Raw genomic sequence first — 12493 nt, 5'->3', positions numbered from 1 at the left:
AGCCCTATTGATCAGTCCAACGAATGTTTCTAATGATAACTATCAAACTCCTTTATAGGTGAACCCATGTCCGCGCCGCTTGATATCGATCAGTTGCAGACCTTCATCGCAATCGTGGATTCCGGCAGCTTCACCAAGGCAGCCGACCGGGTGTTCAAGACGCAATCGGCCGTCTCCATGCAGATGCGACGGCTGGAAGAGCGCGTCGGCAAGCAGCTCTTCATCAAGGATGGCCGCGGCAATCGTCTGACGGCCGAAGGCGACAAGCTGCTGAACTATGCCCGCCGGATCATTCGCCTGAATAACGAGGCCATCGCCGCTTTCGACGACAACCGTCTCGAAGGCACGCTGCGCATCGGCACGCCGGATGATTATGCCGACCGCTATATGCCCGAGATCATCGGCCGTTTCGCCAAGACGCATCCGAATGTCGAGCTCTATATCGTTTGCGAACCCTCGGTCGATCTGGCCGAACGCATGCATCGCGGCGAACTCGATATCGCGCTCGTCACCCACAATCCGCGCGAACGCATGTCGGATGTGGTGCGGACGGAGCCGCTTTGCTGGGTCGGCTCGGCTAACCATCCGCTGCGCGACGATGCGCCCATTCCGCTTGCCGTCGGTCGTCGCGACTGTCAGTGGCGCCAGCTCGCCTGCTCGGCGCTCGATGCCGGTGGCCGCGACTATCAGATCCTGTTCACCAGCTGGTCCTGCACCGTCGTCGCCGCTGCCGTGCTTGCCGGCATGGCAGTCTCGGTCATGCCGGAATCGGCATTACGCACCGGCATGAAAGTGCTGACCCAGGCAGACGGCTTCCCGCCGCTGCCGCCCGTGCAGATCGGCATCATGAAGCGGGCTGGCCTTTCGGTGTCGCTGATGAACGCCATCACCGCGCATATCTCGGCCTGCCTCGACAACATCACGCCGGCCGCGGTGGATGACGATCTCGATGGCGAGGTGAAAACCTATACGCGCTTCTATCCACGGCTACGCGCCGGGCACATTCTGCCGGGCTGGTGAGCCAAGAAACCCACCAGCCGGTTACCTCTGGCCGCTGCTAGGCAGGCTCCGCCAGCAGTGTGGTGCGGATCACCTGCTTCCATTCGTGCAGCATGCGCTTTGCCATCTCGTCGTCGCTCATGATGGCAAAGCGGACGGATGCGCCGATCAGATGGCTGAACAGCTGGGTGCGCGCCTCAAGGTCGATGCGGCTTTCCGCCGGCAGGAAAGGCCGAATGCTCTCCAGGAAAATTTCGGCGACTCGATTGCTGTGCTGTATGTTGAGCTGAAGGATATCCCTATCGATATCCGTGCCGAGCCAGACGCCGAGATAGGCGGGATCGCTGCGAAACTCGCGATAGTACCAATCGATCATGCCGCAGGCCAACTCGATGGCGTGATCGAGCGACGTCACGGTGGCAAAGGCCTCGCCGACCTTTTGCTGGATACGGCTGGAGTGCCGGTCGAGCAGGGCCCTGACGATCGCCGCCTTGTCCGGGAAATACTGGTAAACGGAACCGATCGGGATAGTCGCAACCGCAGCCAGTTCCGTCATCTTCATGGCGCTGACGCCCTTCTGGGCAATCAGCGCGGCCGCAACCGACAGGATGGCGTCGACGCGCTGGATACTTCGTTCCTGCTGGGGTCTTTTGCGGAACGTGACGCGGTCAGGCTTATTCGGCTTCATTCTTTACCCGTTTCATTATCATACTGAACGGCGCTCAAGCGCGCAGACGCTATGACATCAGACGCGTTCAATGCGCGTAAACGGGGAAAGTTCAATTTTAATCATCACTTAGGAGCTGTGGATGCGCTCCGGGAAACGAGGCCGAAACATGGTTTCGGCCTCGTAGTCAACCTATGGCCGACACGCCCGCGTCGGCAATTTGTATCGTTCTAGGACACGTATTTCTTCAGAAATTCAACCGTTCTGCCCCAGGCGAGATCAGCCGCCTTCTTGTCGTATCGGGCAGCCGATGTGTCGTTGTTGAAGGCATGGTTGACGCCGTCATAGACGAAGATCTCGAAGGTCTTGCCGCCCGCCTGCAGCTCCTTGCGATAGGCATCGATGCCGGCATTGATGCGGTCGTCCAGACCGGCATAGTGCAGCAGCAGGGCCGCCTTGATGCCAGGCACGTCGCTTGCCGGCGGTTGCGCGCCGTAATAGGCGACACCCGCCTTCAGTTCCGGCGAGATGGTCGCGAAACGATTGACGAGGCCGCCACCCCAGCAAAAGCCGACCGCTCCAACCTTGCCGTTGGCGCCGTCGGCCTTCGCAAGATAGGTCAGGCTCGCCTCGGCATTGGCGGCCGTCAGCGCCGGATCGAGATTGCTGAACATGTCGCGCGCCTTGTCCTCGTCCGCTGGCGTGCCGCCAAGCGGCGACAGGAAATCCGGCGCCAGCGCCACGAAGCCTTCCAGCGCCACGCGGCGGGCGATATCTCGGATATGCGGGTTGAGGCCGCGGTTTTCGTGAATGATGATAACGCCGCCGAGCTTGCCGGTCGCGTCTTTCGGCCGGACGAAATAGCCCTTCATCTCACCCTTGCTGCCGGCAAACGTCACATCCTTCGCCTCCAGCCTGCCGTCATCGGCGGCAATGACCTCGGCGCTGGCCTTGTTCGCAGCAAGCAGCGGCGCGATTGCGGCGGCGGCCCCCGCCGAGCCCGCGAGCTTCGTCAGCTTTTCCATGAAACCGCGACGATCGAGCGTCAGATGCGTGTATTCGTCATAGGCGTTGATCATCGCCTGCGTGACAACGGGCTTTTCCGTGCTCATGGTCCTGTTCTCCCTGTTTCCCCGGCAGCAGGCAACAAACGACCAGCCACCCGCTGACAAGATAGGTCAGCAGGCTTCGGCGTAACGGTAAAGGAAAAACACAAACGCGTTACCGCAGGTTGCCACCGGCAATAGCGCACGCGTCCTCAGGAAAAGGCGAGCCAGATGCCGAGCCAGCCCCACATGCAGACCAGAGCTACAAAGCCGAGAGCAAAGAGCGGGCTGCGGTAGCGCAGATTATTGCTGGTGACATGTACGAAGGCGTGTGCATAGCGCGTGGCAACGAAGATCCAGGCGAGGATCACCGCCGGCAGATTATCCGCCTGAGTGGTGTAGAGCAGGATGCAGCAGACATGAAAGAGCAAGGGGATTTCGAACTGATTGGCGATGCTGTTTCGCACCACCAGGCTTTCGGCAGGCTCGTTGGCCGCATGGTTCTCGCGAAACTGCGCCGGCTGAATGCGGCCGGCCTTCACCAGCACGCGGCGACGCCATCCGAGGAGCGCATAGAGGATGAAGACCAGCACCGCATGCGCCACCATGGGCCAGAACATTTCATAGCCTGTCACGTCGCCAACTCCTTTGGAATTCCGAAAGCTATACAGTAGATCAAAAATGCTACAGCGACCTTTGCGCGTTACGTATGACGCGCGGCGCTGTTGACGATCAGGACGGTTTGGAGCCGTCCGGCGAGAGGTAGCGAAAAATCGCGAAGCGGGCCAGCAGAATAACCGTTACTACCAGCGTCAGGAATTTCAGCCGCACGATGATGGGCAGCAGGCTCGCAAGCAGCGACACAGTGGCATCTGAGGGCGTTGCCGGCGGGTAGAGCATCAGCCCGGCGATATTCTCGGCATAGTCGACAAGCGTATAGAAGATCGGCAGACAGAAAATGACTGCGGTCGCGCCGGGCGGGATCGGCCGCCCGAAGAAAAAGCCGCCGGGACCGACCAGCCGCATCAGGCAAAACAGCAACCCACCCAACACCAGCGGGAAGATCAGTTCCGGCCCGAGATACATGGAATGCAGGATCCTGGCCGGATCGGGATGATCCTTGAGATAGCGCAGCATGGCGATGACGTCTTCGCTCTCATAGCCGCCGATGTGCACATCGAGCATCGACTGGCCAGCCGCGGCATCGCTGAATGCCCGGACGAAACCAGCCTCAATCCAGGCAAACAATGCGAGCGAAAGAGCCGCGAGGATCGCCGTCAGGCCCTCTACAGCGCCGCGCGTCATATGTGACGCGCCAAGGTCGCTGTAGCACTTTTAATTTGCTGCATAATTTTATCCTTCAATCGATGCCGATTTAAGGAATTATGCAGCAAGGACCTGACGTTGCCCGACGCGCGATCAGTCATCGATCAGCCGCCTGCGCCCGGATAGTTCGGGCTTTCGCGGGTGATGGTGACGTCATGGGCGTGGCTTTCGCGCAGGCCCGCGCCGGAGATGCGCACGAAAGTCGCGCGCTCCTGGAAATCCTTGAGATCGGCGCCGCCGACATAGCCCATCGCAGCCTTGAGGCCGCCTGCTAGCTGATGCAGGACACCCGCAACCGGACCCTTGTAAGGGACCTGACCCTCGATGCCTTCCGGAACGAGCTTCAGCGTATCACGGACTTCGGCCTGGAAGTAGCGATCGGCCGAGCCGCGTGCCATGGCGCCGACCGAGCCCATGCCGCGATAGGCCTTGAAGGAGCGGCCCTGATACAGATAGACTTCGCCCGGGCTTTCGTCCGTGCCGGCAAGCAGCGAGCCGATCATCGCGGCGGATGCGCCGGCGGCGATCGCCTTTGCCAGGTCGCCGGAGAACTTGATGCCGCCATCGGCAATGATCGGGATGTTCTGATCCTGCGCTGCCTGCACCGCCGACATGATGGCGGCAAGCTGCGGCACGCCGACACCGGCGACGATACGGGTCGTGCAGATGGAACCAGGGCCGATACCGACCTTGACGGCGTCAGCGCCAGCATCGATCAGCGCTCTCGTGCCGTCATAGGTCGCGACATTGCCGGCCATGATGCGGACCGAGTTGGACAGTTTCTTGACGCGGGTGACGGCGTCGAGAACGCGCTGCGAGTGACCGTGGGCGGTATCGACGACCAGAAGATCAACGCCGGCATCGATCAGACGCTCGGCGCGCTCGAAGCCGTCATCGCCGACGCTGATAGCGGCGGCGGCGCGCAGGCGGCCCTGCGCATCCTTGGAAGCGTTCGGGTTGAGCTGCGACTTCTCGATATCCTTGACGGTGATCAAACCGACCAGACGGCTGTCGCCATCAACAACCAGGAGCTTTTCGATGCGATGCTTGTGGAGCAGGCGCTTGGCTTCCTGCTGCTGGACGCTTTCCGTGACCGTGACCAGATTTTCGCGGGTCATCAGCTCATAGATTTTCTGGGAGGGGTCGGACGCGAAGCGGACGTCGCGATTGGTAAGGATGCCGACGAGGCGATGCGACTTTTCGACGACCGGGATGCCGGAAATGCCATGCGCCTTCATCAGCGAGAGCGCTTCGGCAAGCGTGGCGTCCGGGCCGATGGTGACCGGATTGACAACCATGCCGCTTTCGAACTTCTTGACCTGGCGGACTTCTTCGGCCTGCTGCACCGGCGTCAGATTGCGGTGGATAACGCCCATGCCGCCGGCCTGCGCCATGGCGATCGCAAGGCGGCTTTCCGTAACCGTATCCATGGCGGCGGAGAGGATCGGGAGATTGAGCTCGATGTCCTGGGCGATGCGGGTGGCGATATTCGTCTGGCCCGGCATGACCTCGGAGTGTCCCGGCTGCAGGAGCACGTCGTCGAATGTCAGAGCATCCAACCCGGTTGACGTTTCAATGATGCGTGCCATGGCCAATTCCTTCGTCTGTGAAAAACAGGAAAGCCCGGAACGAATCGTCTACCGGGCGATCTTGCAAGTGTTGCTTGGAAGTTGGCGAGGGCTGGTAACACGTTCATGACAGGAAGGGAATAGCAAAAAGCGACGGGCAGATATGCCGACCGTGGGCTTCAATGCGGGATTCGGCTGCAATGTTCAGAGACTTTTATGCGGGATGTTGTCAAACACATGTGAAAGTCCGGCCTTCCGATGTCCTTCGCCCCACCCGCACGAAGCCGGCGATATTGAGATCTAGGCCATCGACAAATGCCTTGATGAAGCGGACTGGATTGTCTGGTCCCCCGTATTCGTCGGCCGCTTCCGGCAGGGGCAGCAATTGCGAGCGGTCTATTCCAGAAAGGTGCGCCATGGCATAAGGTGTCACGGTCGATTGGACGCAGGAATTCTAGTGCCTGCTTGTGACCTACAGAAATGACCTTTCAATGCTCAAAAGCCCGGTTACGTGCGAAGTTCGCTACCGCATCGATCGCCACAGAATTTCGGAATTCGAAGCTTACAGTCGGATTTGGATTCAGCTCATCGAACGTCATGGCGGAACACATCACGGCTATTTCATACCCAGAGACAAGCCGGCAGAGGCCGGAGTGAGCTTTCCGGGCATGGGTGAGGAGGGACCCGGCGACGTGGCGGTCGCACTATTCACATTTCCAGATGAGACAAGCTACTTGCAATACCGCAAGCGTGTTGCAGCCGATCCGGACGGAATTGCCGCAAACGAGCGCTTCGGCAAAAATCCGCCATTCATCAGCTACGAGCGCACTTTCCTGCGGCCGGTGCTACGAGCAAACTGACATCAGCATAGGACCGCCTCTACTCGCGATCGATGGTGGGCAAAGACTTAGACAGAGGCGACACTCATGGGTTTCTGGATAGCAAGTGTCGCTGGATTGGCGATTGCCTATCTCTTCGGCTCCATACCCACGGGCTACCTGGCGGGGAGACTGCTGAAGGGCGTTGATATTCGGGAGCTTGGCTCCAAATCCACCGGCGCTACGAACGTATTGCGGACCCTTGGGAAATGGCCAGCATTGATGGTGCTCCTGATCGATGTGCTGAAAGGTGCCGCGGCAATTGTTTTCGCCCGTTGGTTCTATGCCTGGCTACAAACACTGCCGACCGCGCTTGATCTGCAGAATCCGCAAAATTTGGTTCCCTGGGCTGCTTGTTTGGCCGGACTTGCCGCGTTGCTGGGGCATAGCCGCCCGATTTGGTTGAATTTTAGAGGCGGCAAGTCCGTTGCGACCGGACTTGGCCTGTTGCTGGCGATATCTTGGCCGGTGGGACTAGGCGCCGTAACGGTTTTTGGCGTTGCCCTGGCTATTTTTCGAATTGTTTCTCTGGGATCAATCCTGGCAGCCGTGACTGCGATTGTCCTCATCTGCGGCCTGGAGCAGCCGTTGCCCTATCGATTGCTGGTGATTGCCGGCAGCCTTTACGTGATCATACGCCATCGTGCGAATATTCAGCGGCTGCTGGCGGGGACAGAACCTCGCCTCGGGCAAAGTGCCATCGTCCAGAGCTGAAACGGGATCGCACTTCCAGCATGTGCGATCCGCATTGCCATGGTTAGCTTATCTCAAACGTCGAGCTGATAGGTTTTCGGGATATAGCGGAAGCCTTCCGGCTGCTTTTCGACGAAGCCGACGGCGGGGAAAGGCATGTGGAACCCAAGGAAAGGGATGCGGTCGGCAGCGATCATGTCGAAGATGCGACGACGGGTCTTGGCGGCCTGCGCCTTGTCCGCATCAAAGCGGACTTCCCAATCGGGACGACCGAGCGACAGGACATAATGGTTGGCGGTGTCGCCGGTCATGACGAGCTGCCTGCCGTCGGATTCCAGGTGAAAAACGAGATGACCGGGGCTGTGACCTGGCGCCAGCATTGCGGTCATGCCGCCGACGATCTGGTCGCCATCCTTGAGGAAGGTCATCTTCTCGGCGAAGGGCACGACATTGGCGAGCACGGCCTTGTGGCCGCCTTCCGTCGGCGTGCCCTCACGCGCCTTGTCGGTCCAGAAAGCATACTCGATCTCGCCGGCGACATAACGGGCGTTTGGAAAGGCGGGAGCGCCCTCCTCCATCATTCCGCCGATGTGATCGCCATGCAGATGCGTCAGAGCGACGATGGTGACTTGCTCCGGCGTATAGCCGGCAGCCTTCAGCCCCTCGCGAAAACGGCCGAGACCCCGCGCACGGCCGGCCGCACCAAAGCCCGTATCGACGACGATCACGTCGGAGCCGGTATCGATGATGGCCGGCGCATAGCTGTTGACGAACTTTTCCGTCGGCAGGAAATTTTGCTCCAGCAATTTGCGAACGGTGTCCGGCGTCTGGTTCGAGCCGAAGGTCTCCCACGGATTGTCCATGATGTTGGCGCCGTCCTTGACGACGGTGATGGTGCAGGATCCCAATTTGAACTGGTGCGTATCCGGGGGCAGGACGGCAGTCATGAACTCACTCCTTGTGTTGATGCGCAGCGTAAGCTGCGCCTATCGGCATCGCCGGCGGCAACGGCCCGGAAGATCATCGCCTACGACCGGAATTTTGGTCATGACAAGACAATCCAAATCCGCTAATAGACCGGACGATGTTTTATGCGTTTAGCATTTCCATGCTCTTAGCATATGTCAAATCCTGCATTCCACCCCTTGTGGCAGTGGATATCACGAAGACGTGATCCCCAAGCCTTGATGGAGCAAAATCCGGGATTGGCAGCTGCCTCGCATAGGACTACAGAGCGGCTGATCGCCCTACAGCGCTGCGCGTCACATGTGACGCATAAAGGTTGCTGTAGCACTTTCAGTCTGCCGCATAATTCCTTAAATCGATTCCGATTTAAGGAATTATGCAGTAGGCGGCAGCCTTCCCGAAGACAGACCTATCAAGGCAGATGCCTATGAATCGCATCGTTCCATTGATCCTCGCCGTTGCTCTCTTCATGGAACAGATGGATTCCACCGTCATCGCGACAGCGCTGCCGGCCATCGCCAATGATCTCCATGTCGGCCCGATCACGCTCAAGCTGGCGCTGACTTCCTACATGGTATCTCTGGCGGTGTTCATCCCGATCAGCGGCTGGATGGCCGATCGCTTCGGAGCGAAGAACATCTTCCGCGTCGCCATCTGCGTCTTCGTCATCGGCTCCATCATGTGCGCGGCCTCCGGCGGCCTCCTGGAATTCGTCTTTGCCCGCTTCCTGCAGGGCGTCGGCGGTTCGATGATGACGCCGGTTGGACGTCTCGTGCTGGTGCGCACCACGCAGAAGAGCGATCTGGTTTCGGCCATGGCCCTGCTTTCCATCCCCGCGCTCGTCGGCCCGCTTGCCGGCCCGCCGCTCGGCGGCTTCATCACCACCTATGCCTCCTGGCACTGGATCTTCCTGATCAATGTTCCCGTCGGCATTCTCGGCGTCATCCTGTCGTCGATCTTCCTGCCCGACGTTGAAGCAACCATGCCGCCCAAGCTCGATTTCATCGGCTTCCTGCTGACGTCATTCGCGGCATCGGGCGTCGTCTTCGGCATGTCCGTCATCAGCCTGCCGGCGCTGCCGCCCTACATCGGCATCTCGGCCGTCGTCATCGGTTTTGTCTGCGGCTTCCTGTATGTCGGCCATGCGCGCCGTCACCCGGCCCCGATCCTCGATCTGTCGCTGTTGAGAAATGCCACCTTCCGCGCCTCGGTGACCGGCGGCACGCTGTTCCGCATCTGCATCGGCGCCATGCCCTTCCTGACGCCGTTGATGCTGCAGCTCGGCTTCGGCCTCAATCCGTTCCAATCCGGCCTCATTACCTTTGCCGGCGCGATCGGCGCGATCTCGACGAAGTTCATCGCCCGGCGCGTCTTTACCGCTGTCGGCTTCAAGACGGCACTGCTTTCGGCCGCTGCTGTTACGACCATGACCACGATCTCCACCGGCTTTTTCCAGCCCTGGACGCCGCATATCGTCATCGTCGCCATATTGCTGATCGGTGGCTTCTCGCGCTCGTTCTTCTTCACCGGCATCAATGCGCTCGCCTTCGCCGACATCAGCGACAAGCAGGCGAGCCAGGCGACGTCGATGAGCTCGGTCATGCAGCAGATCAGCCTGGCGCTCGGCGTTGCCGTCGCCGCCATGATCCTGGAAGCCTCGACCTTCTTCAGCGGTACGGAGTTGCAGGTGCGCGATTTCCACATCGCCTTCTTCTGCATCTCGATCCTGACCGTCGTTGCGACCATCCCCTTCATCCGGATGGATCGCAGCGCCGGCGCTATGGTCTCCGGCCACAAGGCCGGCCTGAAGCGCGTCGCTGCACTGCAGCCGCAGGTGCAGCAGCCAGCCGCAAAGTGATGACACGACCCTCGTTACGCTTCGACCAAGCCGAGGCATAACGAAGGTTTCATCGATTTATTGATTAAGGCCCGCCGGGTTCAGCGCTCGGCGGCGACTTGCTCTTCTTCCGTCTCGCCTTCCGGCTTCCGGCCCTTGAAGCCTTTTGCCAGCAGGAACATTTCCACCGACTCGGCTCTGGATGCGCCGGGCTTCACATGGATGACCTGGCGGAAATTCTGCTTCAGGAAGGTCAGCAGATCGCGTTCCGTGCCGCCCTGGAAGGTCTTGGCAAGGAAGTGCCCGCCTTCGGCCAGAACCTCCACGGCGAAATGCGCGGCGACTTCGCAGAGGTGCATCGTGCGCAGGTGGTCTGTGCGGTGATGGCCCGTCGTCGGTGCCGCCATATCGGATACAACGAGATCCGGCGTGCCGCCGACGGCATCGATCAGCCGCTGCGGCGCTTCCGGATCAAGGAAATCGAGCTGTAGGATGCTGACGCCGGGAATCGGGGCCATTTCGAGAAAATCGATGGCTGCGACGCGGATATCGTCTTCGGTCGAGTCGGTCACCTTGGCGGCGATCTGCGACCAGCTGCCAGGTGCCGCACCCAGGTCGATGATGCGGCGCGCACCCTTCAGGATGTGATGCTTCTCGTCGATCTCCAGCAGCTTGAAGGCGGCGCGTGCGCGATAGCCCTCGAGCTGGGCGCGCTGCACATAGGGATCGTTGATGTGCCGCTGCAGCCATTGCCGCGACGAGGCCTTCAGCTTCTTTTTCTTGACGCGCTGGCCGAGCTTGCGGCCCGTGCGGTTGCCGGCGATGGTTGGCTTGGTCACGTCTGCGGCCCCTTCATATCCCTCGGTCGATGACCTCTGCGCGAGCGGCCCCGCCGCCACACGCCATCGTCTGCCATCATGTCAGTCAGCAATCCCTCACGCAGGCCGCGATCGGCAACGCGCATGCGCGGGCTCGGCCAGCGGCGGCGGATCGCCTCGAGAATGGCACAGCCCGCCAGCACGAGATCGGCGCGATCCGGCCCGATGCAGGGATTGGCGGCACGGCCGGCAAAATCCCAGGACAACAGTTTGGCCTGCATCGCGCTCACTTCGTCATCCGACAGCCAGACGCCGTCGACCCTGCGTCGATCATAGCGCGGCAGGTCGAGATGGACGCCGGCAAGTGTCGTCACCGTGCCGGAAGTGCCGATCAGATGGAAATCGCCGCTTTCGCGCGCCGCACCATGGACCGGCGGGCAATCGAAACGCTCGAGCATGCGCTGGACTTCGCAGACCATCGTCTCGAACAGCTCCGGCGTCACATCGCGACCACCATGCCGTTCCGAGAGCGTCACAACGCCGACGGGCAGCGATGTCCAGTGGGTGATATGATTGGCAAGCCGGCTCGATCGATTGTCGCCGATGCGGATAACGGCAATTTCTGAGGAGCCGCCGCCAATATCGAAGAGCACGACCGAGCGCGCCTCCGGTCCCACGAGCGACGAGCAGCCGGAAACGGCAAGCCGCGCCTCGGTTTCGCGATCGATGATCTCAAGCTGCAGCCCCGTCTCTTCGGTCACCCGCGAAAGAAACGCTTCGCCGTTGTCAGCGGCGCGGCAGGCCTCGGTCGCGATCAGCCGCATGCGGCGGATTTCGCGCGTCTTCAGCTTGGCCGCGCAGATGCGCAGCGCCTCCACGGCACGGTCCATCGCGTCGCTCGACAGGCGACCACTGGCTCCAAGTCCTTCGCCGAGGCGCACGATGCGCGAAAAGGCATCGACGACCCGGAATTGACCCGGACGCGTCGGCTGCGCGATCAGCAGGCGGCAATTGTTGGTGCCGAGGTCGAGGGCGGCATAAAGGTCGAGCGGACGGGAATCGGCCTCGGCATGATGATGATGCTGCCCCTGGCCCTCGCGTCGCGGTTGCGATTGCCGGTTCTGACGGTGATCGTCATGGGTCGGTGCATGCGCGTTCGCAGGCGCATTAGCGGGCGCGACGATCTGCGCCGTTTTCTCATGCGCCAGCGGCCGGCCCTGCAGGCCGCGCTTGCTGCGGTGCTTGCGCCGGCTCTTGCCGCTCTTGTGCGAAGACGGATGACCGTGATCCGGCGAAGCGCGGTGCTCAGCCGGTGACGAAAGCTGCTGTGTTGGGGAAGCAGGCTGCGCGCCACCCTGGGCTGCGCCACGCGCACGACGCCGGCGCTTACGCTTCTTAGCCGGTGAGCCGGTTTCATCCTCTACTGGGCGTTGCGCCGCCTGGCTGGACTTGCCCGCCTGGCTGGCCTCCGCAGAATGAGCGTTCGGGCGGCCGTGACCGCGCTTACGCTTCGCGCGCCGGGAGGATTTACCCTTCCTGCGCTCTGCTGACGACGCCCCGTCTGCCTGCGGCGCTGAGCCGCTGTCGGGGTCACTCACGTATCTTTTCCACCGCACCGCGCAAGGCCTTGGGGGCATGCTGCTGGCGCTCGTTCGATTTTCGTTGGGCAAAGAATACCAGCAGGATGGGTTTTCG

Annotated in this window: 12 protein-coding genes; 4 read left to right on the top strand and 8 right to left on the bottom strand. The window is 61.0% G+C overall.

What is annotated here, in order from left to right:
* The first annotated feature begins 66 nt into the window (after positions 1 to 66).
* Positions 67 to 1020 (top strand): LysR substrate-binding domain-containing protein, encoded by a 954-nt coding sequence (locus ABOK31_RS01645; protein WP_069612360.1) that lies wholly within the window; start codon positions 67 to 69, stop codon positions 1018 to 1020.
* A gap of 37 nt (positions 1021 to 1057) precedes the next feature.
* On the opposite strand, the gene ABOK31_RS01640 is transcribed toward ABOK31_RS01645, so the two are convergent.
* From ABOK31_RS01640 to guaB, 5 genes are all read right to left on the bottom strand, one after another.
* The gene (locus tag ABOK31_RS01640; RefSeq protein WP_349957535.1) at positions 1058 to 1687 is read right to left on the bottom strand and encodes a TetR/AcrR family transcriptional regulator; all 630 of its coding nucleotides are present in this window, start codon (positions 1685 to 1687) and stop codon (positions 1058 to 1060) included.
* A 209-nt stretch (positions 1688 to 1896) separates the two neighbouring features.
* On the bottom strand, positions 1897 to 2778 hold the full coding sequence (locus ABOK31_RS01635) for a dienelactone hydrolase family protein (RefSeq protein WP_349957533.1): 882 nt from the start codon (positions 2776 to 2778) through the stop codon (positions 1897 to 1899).
* 146 nt (positions 2779 to 2924) lie between these two features.
* Positions 2925 to 3347 carry an MAPEG family protein gene (locus ABOK31_RS01630; RefSeq protein ID WP_349957531.1) on the bottom strand — a complete coding sequence of 141 codons (423 nt, stop codon included), beginning with the start codon at positions 3345 to 3347 and terminating at the stop codon, positions 2925 to 2927.
* A 97-nt stretch (positions 3348 to 3444) separates the two neighbouring features.
* Positions 3445 to 4017 (bottom strand): hypothetical protein, encoded by a 573-nt coding sequence (locus ABOK31_RS01625; RefSeq protein WP_349957530.1) that lies wholly within the window; start codon positions 4015 to 4017, stop codon positions 3445 to 3447.
* A gap of 125 nt (positions 4018 to 4142) precedes the next feature.
* A complete protein-coding gene (guaB, locus tag ABOK31_RS01620; RefSeq protein ID WP_174179306.1) occupies positions 4143 to 5627 on the bottom strand; it encodes an IMP dehydrogenase in 1485 nt (494 codons plus the stop codon).
* 446 nt (positions 5628 to 6073) lie between these two features.
* Here guaB and ABOK31_RS01615 point away from each other — a divergent pair, with 446 nt between their 5' ends.
* Positions 6074 to 6466 (top strand): NIPSNAP family protein, encoded by a 393-nt coding sequence (locus ABOK31_RS01615; RefSeq protein WP_350019266.1) that lies wholly within the window; start codon positions 6074 to 6076, stop codon positions 6464 to 6466.
* Positions 6467 to 6532: 66 nt separating this feature from the next.
* Positions 6533 to 7198: a glycerol-3-phosphate 1-O-acyltransferase PlsY gene (gene plsY, locus ABOK31_RS01610; RefSeq protein WP_349957526.1), complete on the top strand. Its 666-nt coding sequence runs from the start codon at positions 6533 to 6535 to the stop codon at positions 7196 to 7198.
* 53 nt (positions 7199 to 7251) lie between these two features.
* Here the strand turns inward: plsY and ABOK31_RS01605 are convergent, their stop codons facing one another.
* Entirely contained in the window at positions 7252 to 8124 is an 873-nt protein-coding gene (locus ABOK31_RS01605) for an MBL fold metallo-hydrolase (RefSeq protein WP_174179310.1), read from the bottom strand.
* 446 nt (positions 8125 to 8570) lie between these two features.
* Between ABOK31_RS01605 and ABOK31_RS01600 the strand changes: the two genes are divergently transcribed.
* Complete coding sequence (locus ABOK31_RS01600) at positions 8571 to 10001, top strand: MFS transporter (protein WP_174179312.1); 1431 nt, start codon at positions 8571 to 8573, stop codon at positions 9999 to 10001.
* A gap of 80 nt (positions 10002 to 10081) precedes the next feature.
* Here the strand turns inward: ABOK31_RS01600 and ABOK31_RS01595 are convergent, their stop codons facing one another.
* Both ABOK31_RS01595 and ABOK31_RS01590 read right to left on the bottom strand, forming a co-directional pair.
* Positions 10082 to 10819, bottom strand: a complete 738-nt coding sequence (locus tag ABOK31_RS01595) for an RlmE family RNA methyltransferase (protein ID WP_349957524.1) — start codon at positions 10817 to 10819, stop codon at positions 10082 to 10084.
* Positions 10816 to 12396 carry a Ppx/GppA phosphatase family protein gene (locus ABOK31_RS01590; protein ID WP_349957523.1) on the bottom strand — a complete coding sequence of 527 codons (1581 nt, stop codon included), beginning with the start codon at positions 12394 to 12396 and terminating at the stop codon, positions 10816 to 10818. Before ABOK31_RS01590 ends, ABOK31_RS01595 begins: the two co-directional genes overlap by 4 nt.
* Positions 12397 to 12493 lie beyond the last annotated feature (97 nt).

The sequence above is a fragment of the Rhizobium sp. ZPR4 genome (assembly GCF_040215725.1).
Taxonomy (GTDB): domain Bacteria; phylum Pseudomonadota; class Alphaproteobacteria; order Rhizobiales; family Rhizobiaceae; genus Rhizobium; species Rhizobium rhizogenes_D.
The sequence above is the reverse complement of the archived record's forward strand: the minus strand, read 5'-3'. Positions and strand labels throughout refer to the sequence as shown.